Origin of the sequence: Bacillus sp. L381 (genome assembly GCF_030284525.1) — a bacterium.
GTDB classification, from domain to species: Bacteria; Bacillota; Bacilli; order Bacillales; family Bacillaceae; genus Bacillus; species Bacillus amyloliquefaciens.
The window spans coordinates 357670-377012 of record NZ_CP127224.1 but is presented as its reverse complement, the minus strand read 5'-3'; the positions used below and the strand labels follow the sequence as shown (position 1 = coordinate 377012).

The window sequence follows — 19343 nt, the reverse complement described above, 5'->3', positions numbered from 1 at the left end:
CTTTTCTGTTAAAGAATTTCCATTAATTTATCAAGTTCATCAAGCGTCAGATCATCATCACCAAGATCACTAGGCGTAAGTTCAGGGCCGTCTTGAGCCAGGCAGTGATCTATGATTTTCAGAAGGTGTCCTTTAAAGCTGTCACTGAACGATTGAATGGTTTTTTCATGAAATTCGAGAGAATGATAGGCAAACGTCATCGTCATCTGCCCATTTTCTATAAATCCGACAATATCAAGCGCATTCGGCTTCTCCGTGTCAGGACTCAGCGATTGTCCTGACGGCATATCGGACCTTGTAAATAAGCCGGAATCCGACATCTCATTAAACTGTCCTAAGTAGTTAAAGCTGATATCCGGATCAATCTCAAACGACAAATTCTCTTTATGCTCAGGCGCCGTTACATAGCGAAGAATACCGTAACCGACTCCCTTGTTCGGGATATGCCTGATGTCTTCTTTCATTTGTTTCAGCTGATATGAAAGATCGTCGGCGTGTTTCATCTCAAGGATCATCGGATACATGCTCGTAAACCACCCGACCGTCCGGGTGATATTCAGGCCGTCAAGAATGTCCTCGCGCCCGTGGCCTTCCAAGTGAACGCCGATCGTGTCTTCACCCGTCCACTCTTTCAGCGCCAGTCCGAGCGCCGTGAGCAGGATGTCGTTCATTTCCGTGTGGTAGGCTTCATGTACATTTGTCGTCAGCTGTTCAGTTTGTTCAGCCGTCAAAGAGAAGCTGACCGTTCTTGTATATTTCATGCGCTGATCAGAAGACTGCCTGTCTTTCGGTAGCTGAGTGCATACCTCTTTTTCCTCAAGCTCTTTCCAGTAATCCGCTTCTTTCAGAAACGCCTTCGTATTTGCGTATTCTTTGATTCTCTCAGCAAATTCCGCAAATGAATGTGTTTTCGGAGGCAGCGCCGGTTCATTGCCTTGCTTCAGCTGCGTATAAACGGAAGTGAAGTCCTCCAGTAAAATCCGCCAAGATACACCGTCTACGACTAAGTGATGAATCGCAAGGAGAAGGTGGTCTCCGTCTTCCGCCCGGAAGAGCCCGGCCTTCAGCAGATGTCCTGTTTCCAGTGAAATACTGCTTTGAAGACGATCCGCTTCCCGTTCGATACGGTCTTCATGATCTTCAGCAGGTCCGTTCAGTTCAAAGACGTTCAGTTCAACAGAAGCATCCTCAAGCCCTCTGTAATACGGTTTTTGCTCGCGATAAATCATCCGGAGCGCATCATGATGCGCCGTCAGTACATGTAATGTTTTTTCTGTTACAGCCGGATCAAAGCCGTCTTTCGCATGAAGCATGACGGATTGGTTCCAGTGGTGTTTGTCCGTAAAGTTCTTCTCAAAGAACCAGCGCTGGATCGGCGTTAAGACCGCTTCGCCTTCGACAGGGCCCTGGTCTGCCTGCTTGCCTTCCGTCCGCTCCACATAAGAGACGAGCTCTTCGATGGTCGGGTGCTGGAAGAGATCCTTCATCTCCAGCTTGTAGCCGTGCTGGTTCAGGCGGCTCGCCATTTGGATGCCTTTGATCGAGTCGCCGCCGAGCGTGAAGAAATTATCGCTTACGCCGATTTGGTCAAGGCCGAGCACTTCCTGCCAAATGTCAGAAAGCAGCGTCTCCATTTCCGTTTCCGGCGCTTTGTACGCGGAGCTTCCCGCTTCAATGTCCGGATTTGGCAGGGCTTTTTTGTCAATCTTGCCGTTTGCGGTGGCCGGAAGCTCGTCCATCTCCACCCAGAACACCGGCACCATGTAGTCAGGAAGGGTAGCTTTCAACGCCGCTTTGAGCGCTTCGATGTCCGCCTGCTGAGGCGCGACATAGGCGCAAAGCACGGTATTGCCCGCTTTGTCTTCCACCGCTGTCACCGCTGCGTCATGAACACCCGCAAGCTGGGCGAGGCGGACTTCAATTTCTGAAAGCTCGATCCGGTAGCCGCGCACTTTGACCTGCTGGTCGATGCGGCCGATGTATTCGATGCCGCACTGGGCGTTCCATTTGACAAGGTCTCCGGTCCGGTACATGCGCTCGCCGGGCACAAACGGATCGGCGGTAAACCGCTTCGCCGTTTCCTCATCACGGTTCAGGTATCCGCGCGCAAGCCCGCGGCCTGCCACGCACAATTCACCGGCAATGCCTTCCGGCTGCACCTGATCGCCGTCGCCGAGAATATAAGCTCTCGTATTGGCAATCGCCCGTCCGATTGAAAGCGAATCTTCCTCCGGATTGATCACGCCGCTTGTCGCGACGACGGTGTTTTCCGTCGGGCCGTAGTTGTTGACGATCGTGTACGGCTGTTTCACCGCCCGCTTCAGCTTGTCGCCTCCGACGAGAAGCATGCGGAGAGAGCTATTTTCCAGCTCCATAAACTGTTCGGCCAGCTGCGTCGGCAGGAAGGTGATCGTCACACCGTGCTCTTCGAAATAGTGATTTAAGCGGGTGATATCCAGCCGGATCGCTTCGTCAATGACGTGAAGCTCCGCGCCGATGGTCCATGTCGGGAACATCTCCCAAATGGAGGCGTCAAAACCGAAGCCCGCGTATTTGGCGCTTTTATCGTCCGCCGTCATGGCGAATGCGTCGTGGTGCCAGAAGCACAGGTTCACCAGCGCATGGTGTTCGACCATGACACCCTTCGGCTGTCCGGTCGTTCCCGACGTGTAAATCATATACGCGAGGTGATCCGCCGTTGTTTCCGTCTGCGGGTTCGCTTCATCATTTTCATCAAGCGGCAGGCTCAGAATCGAGCGGCTGCCGTCAAGCAGAATCGTTTCTCCGGTGTAGCCGTCCGGCACATCGAGCGCTTCCTGCGTGAGAAGCAGCTTGGCGCCGCTGTCCTGCAGAATGTAGCTGATACGTTCTTCCGGGTAGTCCGGGTCAATCGGCACAAATGCCGCGCCCGCTTTCAAGACGCCGAGTACGCCTGCGGCCATTTCCAAGGACGGTTTCGTCAAAATGCCGATCCGTTCGTCAGCCTGGGCACCGCAGTCCATGAGGATGCGCGCGATGCGGTTCGCCCTTGCGTTCAGCTCGCCGTACGTCCATTTCACGCCGTTGTATGCCACGGCCGGACGGTCTGTGTAACGGGCAGCCGTTTCTTCAAAGAGACGGTGAACTGTTTTGTCCCGCGGCACGGAAAGTGTTTTGCCTTTCCATGCGTTAAGGAGGGCTTGTTTTTGTGTTTCATTCACCAATGAAAGCTCGGAAAGCTTCGCAGCCGGATTTTCCGCTGCGGCTTCTAACAGATGGAGCCAATAATGCTTCCATGTCTCTGCCGTTTCCGGTTTAAACAGCGCGGTGTTATATTCAAGCACAAACGTCAGGCCTCCGTCTGTGTCATCGGCCGTCATTGTCAGATCAAACTTGGCTGTTTTTCTGTCAAACGGATGATGCTTCAGCTCAATTCCTTCCATGACCAGATCTTCCGCATTTGCGTTTTGCATGGAGAATACCGCATCAAACAGCGGATTTCTGCTCGTATCACGCTGAACCTCAATCTTTTGCAGAAGGTCTTCAAGCGGATAATCCTGCGCATCAAATGCACGCAAAGCGGTTTGTTTCACTTCTTCAAGATAGTCCGCGAAAGTTTTGTCCGCCTCCGGGTACGTCCGAAGCGCGAGTGTATTCACAAATACGCCGATGACGTTTGCGAGATCCGCATGTGACCGTCCCGCAACCGGTGAGCCGACAATGATGTCATGCTGTCCGCTCAGTTTTGAGAGAAAAGCGCTGTATGATGCCAGCAGCACCATGTACATGGTAGAATCCGTTTGTTTCGCAAGACTTCGAAGAGCCGACGTCTGCTCCTCCGTCAGGGAAAAGACCAGCTTGTCTCCTTCAAAGGTTTGCACGGCAGGACGGCTGTAATCAGCCGGAAGCGTCAATACCGGAAGCTCGCCGTCAAGCTCCCGAAGCCAATGCTCCTCCTGCTTGCGATACTGCTCTGATTCAATAAATGTCTGCTGCCATACCGCATAGTCTTTATAATGAATCCGCAGCGGCTCAAGCGTTTCGCCGCCATACAAGCGGGACAGTTCATCTATCAGCACGCCTACGGAAGCGCCGTCCGAAATGATATGGTGCATGTCAAACAGCAGCAGGTGATCATGTTCAGCCAGCTTAACCAGCCCCGTTCTGACGAGAGGTAGCTGATCCAGGCGGAACGGCCGGATAAAGCTCTGAATGATTTGTTCAGCGTCTTCCTCAGAGGCTTCGTGATATTCCATGTCAATATCAGCTTCGGGCCATATACGCTGAACCGTTTCTCCATCCTTTATGTCAAACGTCGTTCTGAAGGCTTCATGGCGTTCCGTCAGCTGTTTCATGACGGATTTCAGCTTTTCTGCATCAAGCTTTCCTTTTAAGCGCAGCACAGATGGCATGTTATAGCTTGTTTCAGCGCCTTCCAGCTGCTGAAGCACGAACATCCGCTTCTGCGGTGAAGAAACCGGATACGTTTCCCGCACGGCGGCAGGCATGATGCTCTCAGCCGCCTTCCGTTCAGATCCGGCAATCAGCTGCGCCAGGCCCGCAGCAGTCGGAGAAGTGAACAGATCCTTTAATGTAAGCCGGACGCCGAATGTCTGCTGAATGAGAGCAAGCAGTTTCATTCCCGCTAACGAATGGCCTCCGATCTCAAAGAACTGATCATGGATGCCGACCCGCTCCATTTGCAGCACCTCAGCCCAAATATCCGTCAGTTTTTGTTCTGTTTCATTGCGCGGCGCCGTATATGACACGGCATTCGCTGCAGTTACATCAGGCATCGGCAGCGCCCGCCTGTCAATTTTTCCGTTTCCTGTAAGAGGCAGTTCATCCATTTGAATAAAGACGGCCGGAATCATATAAGCCGGGAGATCCTTCGCCGTATGCTCCCTCAGTTCCCGGGAAGATATTTCCCTAAGGCCGACAAAGTACGCGCAAAGAAGTTTGTCACCCGCGCCCTGATCCACAGCGAGCACGATGCATTCCTGAACTTGGTCATGGCTTTGAAGCTGATGCTCAATTTCGCCAAGCTCAATGCGCTGTCCCCGGATTTTCACCTGATGGTCGATACGTCCGATAAACTCGATATCGCCATTCGGCAGCCATCTGGCCAAGTCGCCCGTTTTATACATCCGTTCACCGTCCTTAAACGGATGTTTAACAAATTTTTCTTCCGTCAGTTCAGGACGGTTGTAGTAGCCTTCTACGAGGCCTTCCCCGCTGACGCACAGCTCTCCCGGGATGCCTGCCGGCTGTATTCGTCCGGCCTTGTTCAAGATGAAGATTTCCGTATTGCTGACCGGTTTTCCGATCGGAACGGAGATCGCATCCTCTTCAATGACATCCACCGGATGGTATGTCGCAAATACGGTGCTTTCCGACGGACCGTACATATGGAGCAGTCTTCCTTTTCCGACTGCCGCAAGCGCCTTTTTGACATGCTCAACAGACGCTCTTTCGCCCCCGAACATGATTTTCCGAAGCGTCGTCAGACAGGACGGCTCCATATCAACAAGCAGGTGGAACAGGGCCGTCGTAATCATCAGAATGCTTACATTCTCCCGTTTGATCACCCGGGACAAGCGGGACATGTCCAGCACCGTATCTTTCGGAACGATCACAAGCTTTGCACCGTTTAACAGCGAACCGAACATATCAAACATAAAGGCGTCAAAGACGTAGTTTGACAGTCCGAGCACCGTGTCTTCTTCAGAAACGGTCAAATAGTTCGTGTTTTTTACCGTCCGTAAAATGTTGGCATGTGTGACGATGTTTCCTTTCGGCGTTCCCGTCGTGCCTGATGTATAAGTGAGATTCGCAATTGTTTTTGAATCAAACGGCAACGCGAGATTGTGAGAGTCCTTTTCATAGCTCTTTTCATCATCAGCAAGCACGATGACGCCTTGAAAACCGGCTTTTTCCGCAATCGGCTTGAGGCTTCGCTGAGTCAGGAGCACACTCGCCCCGCTGTCGCGGAAGAAATGCTGAATCCGCTGAACCGGATGCTCAGGATCAATCGGCACATAGGCGGACCCCGCTTTTAACACAGCCATAATGGAAACAATCATATCCAATGACCGTTCACACAAAACAGCCGCGGTTTTTCCGCCGCCCCCGGCCGAAAGAATATGCCGTGCAAGCCTGTTGGCCCGTTCATTCAGCTGTTGATACGACAGCGTTTCCCCTTCGAACTGAAGAGCCGTCCGGTTCGGATTTTTTTGAGCCTGTTCTTCAAAGATCTGCACAATCGTTTGATCTTTCGGGTACGCCGTGCGTTCCGGATTGAACCGCTGTAATTGGTTCAAAGCCTCCCGTTCAGAAAGCAGATCATATTCGCTGATTTTCGCTTCCGGCTGAGCTGCCGCGCTCTCCAGCAGGCGGACATAATGCGTAAGCATGCGGTCAGCAGTCGACCTCTTAAACAGCTTCGTGCAATAGTCCAAATCAAGCGCAATGCCTTCTGCAGTTTCCCTGGCCTGCATTGTCAGATCGAACTTGGCGATATTGAAGTTTGTTTCATGAAGAGACAGTGTCAGATTACCGATCTCCGGAATTCCGTCCGAAATATTTTGCAGGCTGAACATCGTATCAAATATCGGATGCCTGCTCATATCCCGAGGCACATTCAGTTCCTCGGTCAGCCACTCAAACGGATAGTCCTGATGAGAAAACGCGTCCAGCACCTGCTTGCGCACATGGCCTAATAAGCCTGTAAACGTCTGATCCTGCTTCACGGAGCTCCGCAGCGCAAGGGTGTTGACAAACATCCCGATCAACCCCTCGGTATCAGAATGGTGTCTTCCCGCTGACGGTGTTCCTACGATGATGTCTTCCTGTCCTGAATATTTAGAAAGCAGCGTATAATATGCCGATAACAGCACCATGTAAAGGGTGGCTCCGTTTTTCTCGGCAAGCTTTTGCAGCCGTTCCCGCAGCGTTTTCGGCAGCCTGACTGACACGCGGTCACCTTCAAAGCTTTGCACCTGCGGCCGCGGATAATCAGGGAGCAGCTGAAGCACCGGCAGTTCGCCGCTGAAGACTTCCTTCCAGTATGCCCGCTCCTTCTTGTAGCCTTCTTCCGCCCGCTCCGCCTGCCAGGCGGCGTAATCTTTATATTGAATACGCATTTCAGGCAGCTGTTTTCCGTCATAGATGTCTGCAAGTTCCTTCAGCATGATGGAAATAGACACCCCGTCTGAAATAAGGTGGTGCATATCAAACAGCATCATATGACGATTGTGACCGAGCGTATGCAGGCCGATTCTGAACAGCGGCGCCTCCGCCAGCTCAAAACGGCGCACAAAGTCCTTCATTACCTGCTCATTTGTTCTTCCGCCCGCTTCAATCATTTCAATATGAAACGGAACTTGCTCATGAATCACCTGTCTCGGCGTGCCGTCTTCTGATTGAAACGATGTTCTGAGCGCTTCATGCCTGCTGATTAAGGCAGAAAATGCATGTTCAAGTTTTTCACGGTCTAAAGCGCCTTCGATCATGGCTGCCGCCGGCATGTTATACCCGACTCCCGCATCTTCAAATTGGCTCACGATATAAATCCGCTGCTGAGCGAGAGAAAGCGGATAGCTCGCTTGCTTCTCAGCCGGCTCAATCGTACTGAAAGCCGGTCCTTCGTTTCGGCTTGCCGCATAATCGGCAAGCGCCGCAATTGTCGGATGCTCGAACAAGTACTGCAGCGGAATTTCAACGCCCGTTTGCTTATGAATTTTCGTCAGAAGCGTCATTGCCTTTAATGAATGCCCGCCTGACTCGAAGAAATGATCATAAATACCCGCCTTGTCCATTCCGAGTACTTCCTGCCAGATGACGGCGATCGTTTCCTCCGTTTCATTTCTCGGTGCGGCATACTCGGACGAACTGACAGCCTGCACATCAAGCGCGAACAGCTTTTTGCGGTCCGCCTTCCCGCTCGGCGTGAGCGGAATTTTATCCGTTTTTGTAAAGTAAGCAGGCACCATGTAATCAGGAAGGTGTTTGGACACATACTCCCTGTACTCGGCAGGGTGAAACTCGGTTCCTTTCTCCTGAACGATATAGGCGCAAACATCCAAGCTGCCCTGCTGATCCGGCCGTGCCAGCACGACGGCCTCCGCCGCGCCCGGAGCTTTTCTGAGCACCGTTTCAATTTCTCCCAGCTCAATGCGGTAACCGCGGACTTTCACCTGATCATCTTCACGGCCGATATATTCGATTGTGCCGTCCGGCAGCCAGCGTGCCATATCACCCGTACGGTACATGCGGCCGCTCCCATTGAACGGGTCTTGCAAAAACTTCTCTGCTGTCAAATCCGGAAGATTTAAATAGCCGCGGCCTACACCGTCTCCCGCGATATACAGCTCGCCGGCCGTACCGTCGGGCTGAAGCTGTTTGTGTTTATCCAATATATACAGCCGGGCATTTCCGAGCGGTTTTCCGATCGGAACGTATGCCGCCTGCTGCATCATTCCGTTATCTGCTGACACCGGGTGCACGGACGCATCTACGCACGTCTCCGTCGGCCCGTAGACATTTGTCAGCCGCGGCGCTCTGCCCGATTGATGAAAGAGTTGCAACAGCTGTTCAGCAACAGCTGCGGACAGGCCTTCTCCGCCGATGAGCATGTGGCGCAGTTCAATTCCGCTGACGTCTCCCGCCGCAACCATCATCTGCAGATGCGCAGGCGTTCCGTCGGTGGCTTCAATCCGGTTTTGACGATAATAGTCCAGCAGTGCCGAGCCGTTCGTTACAGTTGTTTTCGGCACGATATAAAGCGTCTGACCCAGAAGAAGTGAGGCAAAAATCTGTTTGACGGACGCATCAAAATGAAACGGAGCCAAAAGCGCCATTCTTAACGTCTGTTCACCGCATTGATAAATCTCCTGCTGCAGTGATTGAACCAGATGATGAACTTGTCGGTGTTCAATCATCACGCCTTTCGGCCGCCCCGTTGTGCCGGACGTATAGATAATGTAAGCCAGCCGGTCTGATTGAGTGCCGACACCTTCAGCAGCCGCCTCATACTGAACGGCCTCGTCAAAATCAATCCATTCAGCATCAGTTTCATGCGCCTGTATCCCGGCCTCTGTCAGAACGGCCTTCGCTTTGCTGTCCTCCAAAATGTACTGAATCCGATCCGCCGGAAAATCAGGATCGATCGGCACATATGCGCCGCCCGCTTTCAAAATTCCCAATATTGCCGCAATGACGCGTTCAGAACGGCCTAGCAGCACCGCGACAGGAGAATCGGCTGATATCCCGGCTTTAAGAAGGCGTCCGGCGATACGGTTTGACTGATCATGTAATGTGCTATAGGACAATGTTCGGCCTTCATATACAACCGCGGGTTTGTCAGACAGTGACTTCGCTTTCTCTTCAAACAGCGCCGGAATCGTCATCTCCTTGCGATAAGCCACCTGATTGCCGGAGGCCCGTTTCAGAAGCATCTCTTTCTCAGAATCCGAAAGAAGAGCGAGCTCATCAATTACGCGATCAGGAGATGAAATCGCATCTTCAATCAGCGTGATCAGACGTTCAGAAACAGACTCAATTTCCTCCGCCTTGAATATGTCACTGCGATAGTCAAAATCAATCGTCAATTTCCCGGTGTCCCATCGTTCCTTCACATGAATCGAAATATCATTTGTTCCGCTTCCGCTGAAGATAGGGTCTGTCAGGAAGGACAGATTCTCTTTTTTCTGCCACTGCATCACTTGATACTCCAGAGCCACCGTAAACAATCTGCTCAGCGAACTTTTCGAAGCGCGCAAATCATTGACAAGCAGGTTATACGGATACTTTTGGTGGCGGAGAATTTTCATCAGATCCTTCATCCGGCCTTTGACGAATTCCAAGAACGACTGTCCTCCGTCAACGCTTGTCCGCACAGGCACCGTAGATACGAACATCCCGAGCATCTGTTTTTCCTTCGCATTCGTCCGGTTTCCCATAAACGTACCTGTGACGACGTCATCCCGGCCTGTCACTTTGTAGAGATAAGCGATCAGTGCTGACTGGAACAGAGAAAGAACGCTGACCTTATGCTCCCCGCAGAATGATTGAATCCGGCCGTACAGGTCATGAGGAATTTCTTGAGAAAACCGTTTCGCATCAAGACCCGCATCTGCCTGGCTCCGTTTTAAAGACACAAGCTCCGGTACGGTCTCAAACTGTCCGTTCCAAAAATCCCGATCCTTTTTAAACCGCTTCGACTGCACATATTCCTGCTCTGTCAGCACATGCTCGATAAAGGAAGGAATCTCCGCCTCGTTCTCACTTGCTCCGCTCGAAAGCTCCAAATAAATATCGGTAATCGCATTACCCAGAATCGTCATGGAAATCCCGTCTGAAATAATGTGATGCACATTAACATAGAACCAGACCTCTTTTTCGCTGATGGTGTGCACGGAAAAACGAAACAAATCCTGATCATATAACGCCAGAGGCTTGCTTGCTTCTTCACGCCCCCATTTTGACAGCTCGTCCGCAGAGCAGCCGGCTTGCCTGATGTCTGTATGTCTGACAGACAGCGGACGGTATTCGCTCACATATTGAACGGGCTCCCCCTCATCATCAAGCCGAAGACGGATTCTCATCGACTCATGCCGCCGGACGAATTCCTGTATCGCTTTCTCAACGAAATGGGCTTGTACGCCGTCTTCAGAAATGAGCTTTCCGAAGCCGGCAAGGTTTGAAATACTAGTGTTCGGATAGAATTTCTCTGTATACCAGATACGTTTTTGTGCATTTGTTAAAGGATAAAAAGTTATTTCCATATGTATACGCCTCCCTTTTTTAAGATAAAGTTGTCAATTCTCCCTTAGAAACAGCCTCCCTCGATGTCCCTAACTCATTCTCAAGCCAAAAGAACCACTTACCTCCAAAACATCCCGATTCAAAACACCGCCGAAATCCTTCATCCATTACCTGTAAAGACCGAAATTCCGGCATCAAATTATGGGAAATCCAGACAAAAAGCCAAGATTGTAAGCACGAAAGGTTTACCTATTTCTTCATGAATTTCTATATATCTACTTACGTTCACTTTATATGAAAATATTGTTTTTATCACCGAAAAATGGGTGAAAAGTTTCATGCGGCACACCGAAAAAAATTCCGACAAATTCAGAGGGATTTTTGCGGTATCCCGCAATTTATTTTCAAAAAATATTATTTACGAAAAATTAAAAATCTTTAAACTATACTATAAAATCTGTCGAATGTCCCATTATGGCAGAATGAAAAAAGTTTACATATGTAAGCCGATACAGGAAAAAAAGCGCAAGAACCGAAACAGGAGGTTCAACCGTTCGCAATATGATTTCATTAACCCGCAAAAAAAAGCACTCTATTTTACATAGAGCGCTTCAAAAAGATTCCTTTATTGCAGTTTTATCAATGTTGATTAATTCCATATATTCTTTTCCCCACTTATACATGGCATCCAGAATCGGCATCAGGCTCTCTCCTTGCGCCGTTAAAGAGTACTCCACTTTCGGAGGGACGACAGGGTAAACTTCCCTGTGAACGATCAGATCCTGCTCCAGCTCCCTGAGCTGATTCACAAGAATTTTGTGCGTAATATCAGGAATTAAAGCTTTCAGCTCATTAAACCGCTTCGTCCCTTCTTTCCCCAAGTGCCACATAATCAGCATTTTCCACTTCCCGCCTATCACGGCAAGCGTCAATTCCTTTTCGCAATTAAACGTCTTCTTATCCATTCGGCTCACGGACAACTCTCCTTCCTCTGACTTTTCGTATGTTCATCATCTATTAATACACGCTTACTTTTTCACAGAGCTGTCATCAGTTTATACTACCACGCAGTTTTGCTGAGACAAAACGCATTGCCTGCGGGGACAGTATCCTCAGGGTAACTATTAGACTTCAAAGTGCGTACTTCTCAACATGGGGGACGCTCTATAGAATGTAAATACATTAAGAAGAGGAGTGGATATAAAGTGGAATTACAGCTCGCATTAGACTTAGTGAATATCCCTGAAGCAATTGAACTTGTGAAAGAGGTCGAACAATATATAGATGTTGTTGAAATCGGCACTCCGGTTGTCATTAATGAAGGACTGAAAGCCGTACAGGAAATGAAAAAGTCCTTTCCACATCTGAAAGTGCTTGCCGATCTTAAAATCATGGATGCGGGCGGTTACGAGATTATGAAAGCGGCAGAAGCGGGAGCCGACATCATCACCGTTTTAGGGGCAACAGATGACTCAACGATCAAAGGGGCGGTTGCTGAAGCAAAAAAGCAGCAAAAAAAAATCCTCGTCGATATGATTAACGTAAAAGACCTTGAAACACGGGCAAAAGAAATTGACCAACTCGGTGTTGATTATATTTGCGTTCACACAGGTTATGATCTTCAAGCAGAAGGAAAAAATTCATTCGAGGAACTGACGGCGATTAAAAAAGCGGTCAAGAACACAAAAACCGCAATTGCCGGAGGCATTAAACTTGATACGCTTCCTGAAGCCATCAAACAAAACCCGGATTTAATCATTGTTGGCGGAGGCATTACGGGCGCTGACAATAAAGCGGATGCTGCTTCAAAAATGAAACAGCTGATCACACAAGGATCATGAAAACGACTGAATACTTACATGACATCCTGAATGAATTATCCCGTACCTCATCATTAATAGCCGACAGTGAAGCTGACAAGCTTGCGGAGCAGATTTTATCGGCAGATCAGATCTTCACATCCGGAGCCGGCCGTTCCGGTTTTATAGCTAAAGCGTTCGCCATGAGGATGATGCATATCGGACTGAACGCTTACATTGTCGGTGAGACGCTTACCCCTCCCCTCCAAGAAGGCGGTCTCGTCATCATCGGCTCCGGCTCAGGAGAAACAAAAAGTCTCCTTCACACAGCCGAAAAAGCCAAAAGCCTTCACGGCATCATCGCTGCATTAACGATTAACCCTGACTCGAGTCTCGGCAAACTTGCGGATCTCACGATAACGATCCCCGGCTCTCCTAAGGAAGAGACGGACGGAGACAGAAAGACGATTCAGCCGATGGGTTCTTTATTCGAACAAACTCTCCTGCTGTTTTACGATGCGGTTATCCTAAAAATTATGGAGAAAAAAGAACTGAATTCGGCAGACATGTTTACAAAACATGCGAATCTGGAATGACATGCTGACGGCCTTCTTATAAGATGGCCGTCTTTTTATCGTCCGTTGCGCACCATTACAAAACGTCACGGGGCGGAAACTCGCCGACGAATTATCCTGCCGGTGAGCTTATCGCTATAATAAGTCAATTAACCATACACCGCAATTATTCATTTCTGAATAGAGAAACGGCAAAAAACACTTTCTGATCGGTTTTTTATTGGATAAAGCGGATTTGTACGGACGGTTTTACAGATATTCAGCCGAATTGCGGCTGAAAAATATATTTTAACAGCTTTACAGCGGGACGATTCTGCTTTATTCTTGGACGAGCTTCACAGCAATTTAAAACTGGAGGTGATTGATACTATTGAAAACATTAAAAGCACTGCTGCTTGTTCTTATCATCATTGCCGGAGCAGTCGCGGCCCTGATCAAGGGTGATATTTTCTCAGATAACGAGCAGACCGTTCAGAAGAGTGATTACGACAAGTTAATCCTATTTCCGTCCGATCGATATCCGGAAACAGCAAAGCATATTAAGGACGCGATAAAAGAAGGACATTCCAGCATATGCACCATTGACAGAGACGGAGTACATAAGCGGCGTGAGCAATCTCTTAAACATGTGCCTGTAAAAACAGGATACGATAGGGATGAATGGCCGATGGCGGTTTGTAAACAGGGCGGAAATAACGCCTCCGTAGAATATATTTCTCCGGCAGACAACCGCGGAGCCGGCTCTTGGGTCGGACACCAGCTTACCAATGATCCAGACGGAACGAGAGTATTATTTAAAATCAAGTAAAAAACAGGAGGAACAGCGCATTGATTAAATCATGGAAACCGCAAGAACTGACCATTTCTTATCATCAATTTACAATTTTCCAAAAAGATTCAGAACCGCCTGTTATCGATTGGACCGATGAAGCCATTGAAAAAGGATATGCGGAGGCTGACGATGCTGTTTCATTTGAAGCAGGGAGAAATGCGAAGGCATTTATCGTCCTGAGGCTGAACACAAATGAGCCGGTGCCATCCTATGAGAAAAAAGCGACTGTTCCCTTCGAGGCTGTAAAAGATGGGATTGAAATTGAAAGCGTGATGTCAAAACGGCTTTTCTTCGATCTTCCGAAAGGCCGATACAGCCTTACCTGTTATTCAGTGCCTGCCGAAATATCCGATCTTCATGCAGATACGTATATTATCGATGCGGCCGCAATGTAAAAGAAATCCCTGAGAGAATCATATTTCTCTCAGGGAACTTTTATAAACTCTTACCGTTTGTTTCAATTACATTCTGATACCAATAAAAACTTTTCTTCCTGATCCGTTTCAGATCCTTTTCGTCTTCTTCATCACGATTGATATATACAAAGCCGTAGCGCTTTTGATAGCCGTTCAGCCAGCTTAACAGATCCGTAAATGACCAGCTGCAGTATCCTATGAGATTAACTCCGTCACTGATGGCCTCTCTGCACTGTTCAAGATGGGAGCGTAAATAGTCGATTCTGTAGTCATCCTGAATTGAGCCGTCTTCTTCTATTTTATCGAATTCCCCCAGCCCGTTTTCTGTAACAAAAACCGGAAGCTGATACCGGCTCGTTATACGCCGGAGGCCGATGCGCAGGCCTGTCGGGTCAATCGTCCAATCCCAATTGCTCGTCACAAGATTAGGATTCTTTTTCGTTTTAAACAGTCCCGGTATACCTGTATCCTGGTTTGTGCCTTTCTGCCCCGTCGTGTTCATTTTCCCCTCCGATACACCATCAAGAGGATTTCTTTCATACGTAATCGTCTGATAATAATTAACACCGATGAAATCCGGCTTGCCTTTTGCCAGCAGCTCCATATCGCCGGCTTCAATGGCAGGCGCCCAGCCCTTTTCCTTTAAATAGCTGAAAGGAATTTGCGGATAAGCCCCCCAGCAGTACATATCAAGCCACCAATGATTCATAAATTCCTCTGCGTTTTCAAATGCAGTTATGTCTTCAGGGTGACTTGTCAGCGGATAAGCCGGTGAATATGCGAAGCTCGGGCCGATCATGCCGTCAGGAACATGTTTTCTGAAGGATTCAATCGCTTTGGCATTAGCTAAAAATGCAATATGATTCGCTTCATAAAATCGTTTTCTGTCCTTTACACCGGGTGGATGTGAAGCTGTAATGAATCCGTTATGAAAATTATAATTCTGCTCATTTAACGTAACCCAGTACTTCACCTTTCCGGCGAATCTTTTGTACAACACAACGCAGTAATCATTAAAATCATCAATTATTTTCCTTGATTCAAAGCCGCCGTACTCATCCATCAGCGCCTGAGGCAAGTCCCAATGATAGAGAGTCAGCACCGGCTCAATATTGTTAGAAATCAATTCATCGATCAGGTTTTCATAAAATGCGATCCCTGCTTCGTTGATTTCCCCTCTGCCTTTCGGAAAAATTCTCGGCCAGCTGACAGAAAAGCGATAAGCTTTCAAACCCATCTCTGCCATCAAGGCGATATCTTCTTTATAACGTTCATAATAGCCGACTGCTGTATCACCGTTTGAGCCTTTAAATGTTTTACCCGGTATTTTTGTGAAGAAGTCCCATACTGAAGGGCCTTTACCGTCTGTATTCCAGGCTCCTTCAACCTGATAGGCAGCTGAAGCTGACCCCCATAGAAATGTATCAGGGAAAAGACCCGGTTTTTCATGTATCATGTGTTTTCATCCTCCTGATGCGTATGATATTGATATCATACGTTATGAAACGCGTTTCAAAGCAATCCTGATAAAAACAAAAAAGCATCCGACTTGCCGGATGCTTAAGAATGATGATGCCGTTTTTCCAGTTTATGAGGGGGAGGCTTCGGAATAAAGCCGTTTTGTTTCATCATGTGAAAGTGCCTGTCCATATGCTGTTTAATATGCTCTGCTTTTTCTTTCGGCAGAACGCCGTACTCAACATATTTGGAAATGACATGTTTGCGTTTTTCGAGTATTTCTTTTTCAAGTGATTCAATTTCTTTTTTCTGCTGTTCCGTGAGTGACATTGTTGAAGGCATTTTCGTTTCGGCGGCGTGTGCCGGCATTGTGAAAACCATTGCCGTAATGAAAAACGCAGCCAATGATAACGCAGCTTTTTTCATGACTCTTTCCTCCTTTATTGTTTGTTATATGTTGTGCCTTCATCCAGTTTTTATGCAAAAAAAAGAGCGAAATTATTCGCTCTTTTCAATCGATTCATCCGGCAGCGCGTATGTGACATACGTTCCTGCTACAAAATCGTGGATTGACCGTTTGTCTTCTCTCATTCCGACCATGAAGGCGCTCACGATCACACCGATTCCAAACGTCACGCCATATATTAAAGCGCCCACAAGCACTCTTAAAATCATAGTGAGAAAACCTACCTGAGTGCCGTCTTTTTTGACAATGCGGATACCGCAAATCTTTTTGCCGATAACGTAACCGTTCCAGTAAACTGGGAGCAAAAGAGAATAAAGAGTCAAAATGATGCTGATCATTGTGCTATCATTCGGATCTTTTCCTGTTGCCAGCATAAAAATAATCGCCAGAGGCACTGAAGTAATTAAATAGTCGAGTACTAAGGCTCCCAATCTGATCCAAAATCCTGCCGGTCTGTAAATATTCATTGTGTTTCCCCTCGCTATGGCTTCAAAATCACTTTAATATTGCCATCTTCTTTTTTGTCAAATATATCATATGCAGCAGGGGCTTCCGCAAGACTCATTTTATGCGTAATGATATCCGTCGGATCAATTTCATTTTGTTCGACCATTTGATACAGCATCGGCATCAGATGGATAACAGGTGCCTGCCCCATTTTTAAAGAGACGTTGCGGGTGAAAAAATCACCGAGCGGAAAACCGTCCGCTTCAGAAATATATGCGCCTGTAAGCTGAACTGTTCCGAACTTCTTAACGGCTTCTGACGCTGTAAGAATCGGGCTGATGGTTCCGAACTGATTCGGTTTTTGCTCTGCTTTTTCTTTTGAAAGCGGCGTACCGTCCATTCCGACACAATCAATCACAACATCCGCTCCCCCTGACGTTTGTTCATGCAGCAGTTTTCCGATCTCATCATGTTCTGAAAAATTGAAGGTCTCTGCTCCGTTTGTGCGTCGCGCATGTTCAAGACGGTGCGGGACTTGATCGACTGCGATGACCCGTTTTGCTCCTTTTTTCCAAGCGAATTTTTGCGCCATTAAACCGATCGGCCCAGACCCCAGAATAACGACTGTATCTCCTTTTTTCACTCCGCTGTGCTGGACGCTCCAAAAGGCGGTCGGCATGACATCTGAGAGAAGCAGCACCTGCTCATCTTCAAGCCCGCTGTCTGCCGGAACCAGAAAAGAAGAGAAATCAGCATAAGGAACACGCAAATATTCAGCCTGCCCGCCGGGATAATTACCGTTAAACTCTGAGAAACCGAATAAGCCTCCGGCATCTGTATGAGGGTTTGGGTTTGATTCATCACACTGGCTTTCCATCTGGTGCTTGCAATAATGACATTCACCGCAGCCGATGTTAAAAGGGATTACGACGCGGTCGCCTTTTTTCAGCCTTTTGACTTGACTGCCCGTTTCTTCAACGATTCCCATCGGCTCATGTCCGACGATATAACCCGGATCGGCGGGGATTCCGTTTTTATATAAATGAAGATCTGAACCGCAAATCCCGGTTGCGGTGATTCGAACGATGACATCTCTCTCATCTTGAATGGAGGGTGCCGGGACTTCTTTCACTTCCATATGTTCTTTCCCTTGGTATGTCAGTGCTTTCACATTGGTCAGCTCCTTTTTCATCACTCCTTCCCTTCTCACCTGCTTCTAAACTTGGCCGGTATGTTATTCAGCCCGCTGAATGTCCCATTGAAAAGGATCTTCAAGCTGCGACCAGTCAGAATCAAACTCAGACGGTGTCAGCAGACACTGATCTAATTCCTTTGTGATGGCTGCTTGATCTAAATCAGTTCCGATAAACACCAGATTCGTATGGCGGTCTCCGAATTGAGCGTCCCAATCTTCCAGAATTTCCGGTTCCTGCTGTTTGATCTGCTCCTGCTCAAGTTTCGGCATAGCCGCCACCCAATAAGAAACAGGCTCAACCGAGACTGCCGGACCCGCCTGGGACATCAGCAGCGCAAGGCTGTTGCGGGTTGCGCACCATACAATTCCTTTTGCGCGCACAATGTTGTCAGGCATTGATTGATGCAGCCAGCTGTCAAAACGAGCGGTATGAAACGGCAGACGCCGCGAGTACACAAACGAAGTGATTCCGTACTCTTCCGTTTCCGGAGTGTGCGCCTCATGACCTGCCGTCAGCTCCTTTATCCATCCTGCAGATGAACTTGCCTCCTCAAACTCAAATAAACCGGTATTTAATATGCATTCGGCAGACACCTCTCCGCGGACGGATCGGATCAGCTTGGCCCGGGGCTGTAATGCACGAAGAACTGTTTCAAGCTGTTCAAGCTCTTTTTCGCCCACCATGTCGCACTTATTTAAAATGAGAACATCACAAAACTCTATTTGATCAATTAATAGATCGGCAATCTCCCGTTCATCCTCTTCTCCCGCCGCTTCCTTACGGTCAAGGAGGCTGTCACCGGACTGGAAATCATGCCAGAAGCGGTTTGCATCCACCACGGTCACCATTGTGTCCAGCTTGCAGAATGCTGTCAGATCAATGCCCATTTCTTCATCTATATAAGAAAATGTCTGGGCTACGGGAATCGGTTCGCTGATCCCTGTTGATTCAATCACGATGTAATCAAACCTGCCGTCTTTGGCGAGTTTCTCAACTTCGACTAATAAATCCTCACGCAGCGTACAGCAGATACAGCCGTTGGATAATTCCACAAGTTTCTCATCTGTCCGTGATAAACCGCCTCCCTGCTTCACCAAGCCGGCGTCTATGTTTACCTCGCTCATGTCATTGACGATGACAGCAATTTTTAAACCGTTGCGGTTTTGTAAAATATGATTCAAAACAGTCGTCTTTCCAGCACCAAGATACCCGCTTAATACTGTAACCGGAATTTTTTTCATGAACATATCCTCCTGATAAAATAGAATGATTACGATTTACAATACATGCCCGTCTCTTTTCAATCATTATGTACATTACTACAAATCGTAATCGTTACTATTTATTCTGATGTATTCTCCGTTTAAAATCAAGTGAAAGTTATACATCATGAAAAAGACACGCTGTCACA

11 protein-coding genes are annotated in these 19343 nt (G+C 48.3%); 4 read left to right on the top strand and 7 right to left on the bottom strand.

Going from position 1 to position 19343, the window contains the following annotated elements; translation table 11 throughout:
• Window positions 1–8: 8 nt before the first annotated feature.
• Together srfAA and hxlR are read right to left on the bottom strand one after the other, a co-directional pair.
• A complete protein-coding gene (gene srfAA / locus QRX25_RS01815) occupies window positions 9–10763 on the bottom strand; it encodes a surfactin non-ribosomal peptide synthetase SrfAA (protein WP_212100267.1) in 10755 nt (3584 codons plus the stop codon).
• A 591-nt stretch (window positions 10764–11354) separates the two neighbouring features.
• Window positions 11355–11717: a transcriptional activator HxlR gene (gene hxlR, locus QRX25_RS01810; protein ID WP_013350971.1), complete on the bottom strand. Its 363-nt coding sequence runs from the start codon at window positions 11715–11717 to the stop codon at window positions 11355–11357.
• 231 nt (window positions 11718–11948) lie between these two features.
• Between hxlR and hxlA the strand changes: the two genes are divergently transcribed.
• The 4 genes from hxlA (at window position 11949) to nin (ending at window position 14344) form a co-directional block, all read left to right on the top strand.
• On the top strand, window positions 11949–12584 hold the full coding sequence (hxlA, locus tag QRX25_RS01805; RefSeq protein WP_212100265.1) for a 3-hexulose-6-phosphate synthase: 636 nt from the start codon (window positions 11949–11951) through the stop codon (window positions 12582–12584).
• Window positions 12581–13138 (top strand): 6-phospho-3-hexuloisomerase, encoded by a 558-nt coding sequence (gene hxlB, locus QRX25_RS01800; protein WP_212100263.1) that lies wholly within the window; start codon window positions 12581–12583, stop codon window positions 13136–13138. Before hxlA ends, hxlB begins: the two co-directional genes overlap by 4 nt.
• A gap of 349 nt (window positions 13139–13487) precedes the next feature.
• Entirely contained in the window at window positions 13488–13925 is a 438-nt protein-coding gene (locus QRX25_RS01795; RefSeq protein ID WP_212100261.1) for a NucA/NucB deoxyribonuclease domain-containing protein, read from the top strand.
• 20 nt (window positions 13926–13945) lie between these two features.
• Window positions 13946–14344: a DNA-entry nuclease inhibitor gene (gene nin / locus QRX25_RS01790; RefSeq protein ID WP_212100259.1), complete on the top strand. Its 399-nt coding sequence runs from the start codon at window positions 13946–13948 to the stop codon at window positions 14342–14344.
• 40 nt (window positions 14345–14384) lie between these two features.
• Here the strand turns inward: nin and QRX25_RS01785 are convergent, their stop codons facing one another.
• From QRX25_RS01785 to QRX25_RS01765, 5 genes are all read right to left on the bottom strand, one after another.
• Window positions 14385–15821 (bottom strand): glycoside hydrolase family 1 protein, encoded by a 1437-nt coding sequence (locus tag QRX25_RS01785; RefSeq protein WP_212100256.1) that lies wholly within the window; start codon window positions 15819–15821, stop codon window positions 14385–14387.
• 104 nt (window positions 15822–15925) lie between these two features.
• Window positions 15926–16249 carry a YckD family protein gene (locus tag QRX25_RS01780; protein WP_212100253.1) on the bottom strand — a complete coding sequence of 108 codons (324 nt, stop codon included), beginning with the start codon at window positions 16247–16249 and terminating at the stop codon, window positions 15926–15928.
• Window positions 16250–16321: 72 nt separating this feature from the next.
• Window positions 16322–16756 (bottom strand): RDD family protein, encoded by a 435-nt coding sequence (locus tag QRX25_RS01775; protein WP_013350964.1) that lies wholly within the window; start codon window positions 16754–16756, stop codon window positions 16322–16324.
• 14 nt (window positions 16757–16770) lie between these two features.
• On the bottom strand, window positions 16771–17907 hold the full coding sequence (locus QRX25_RS01770; RefSeq protein WP_071348421.1) for a zinc-dependent alcohol dehydrogenase: 1137 nt from the start codon (window positions 17905–17907) through the stop codon (window positions 16771–16773).
• A 63-nt stretch (window positions 17908–17970) separates the two neighbouring features.
• Window positions 17971–19173, bottom strand: coding sequence for a GTP-binding protein (locus QRX25_RS01765; protein ID WP_212100250.1), 1203 nt, complete (start codon window positions 19171–19173; stop codon window positions 17971–17973).
• Window positions 19174–19343 lie beyond the last annotated feature (170 nt).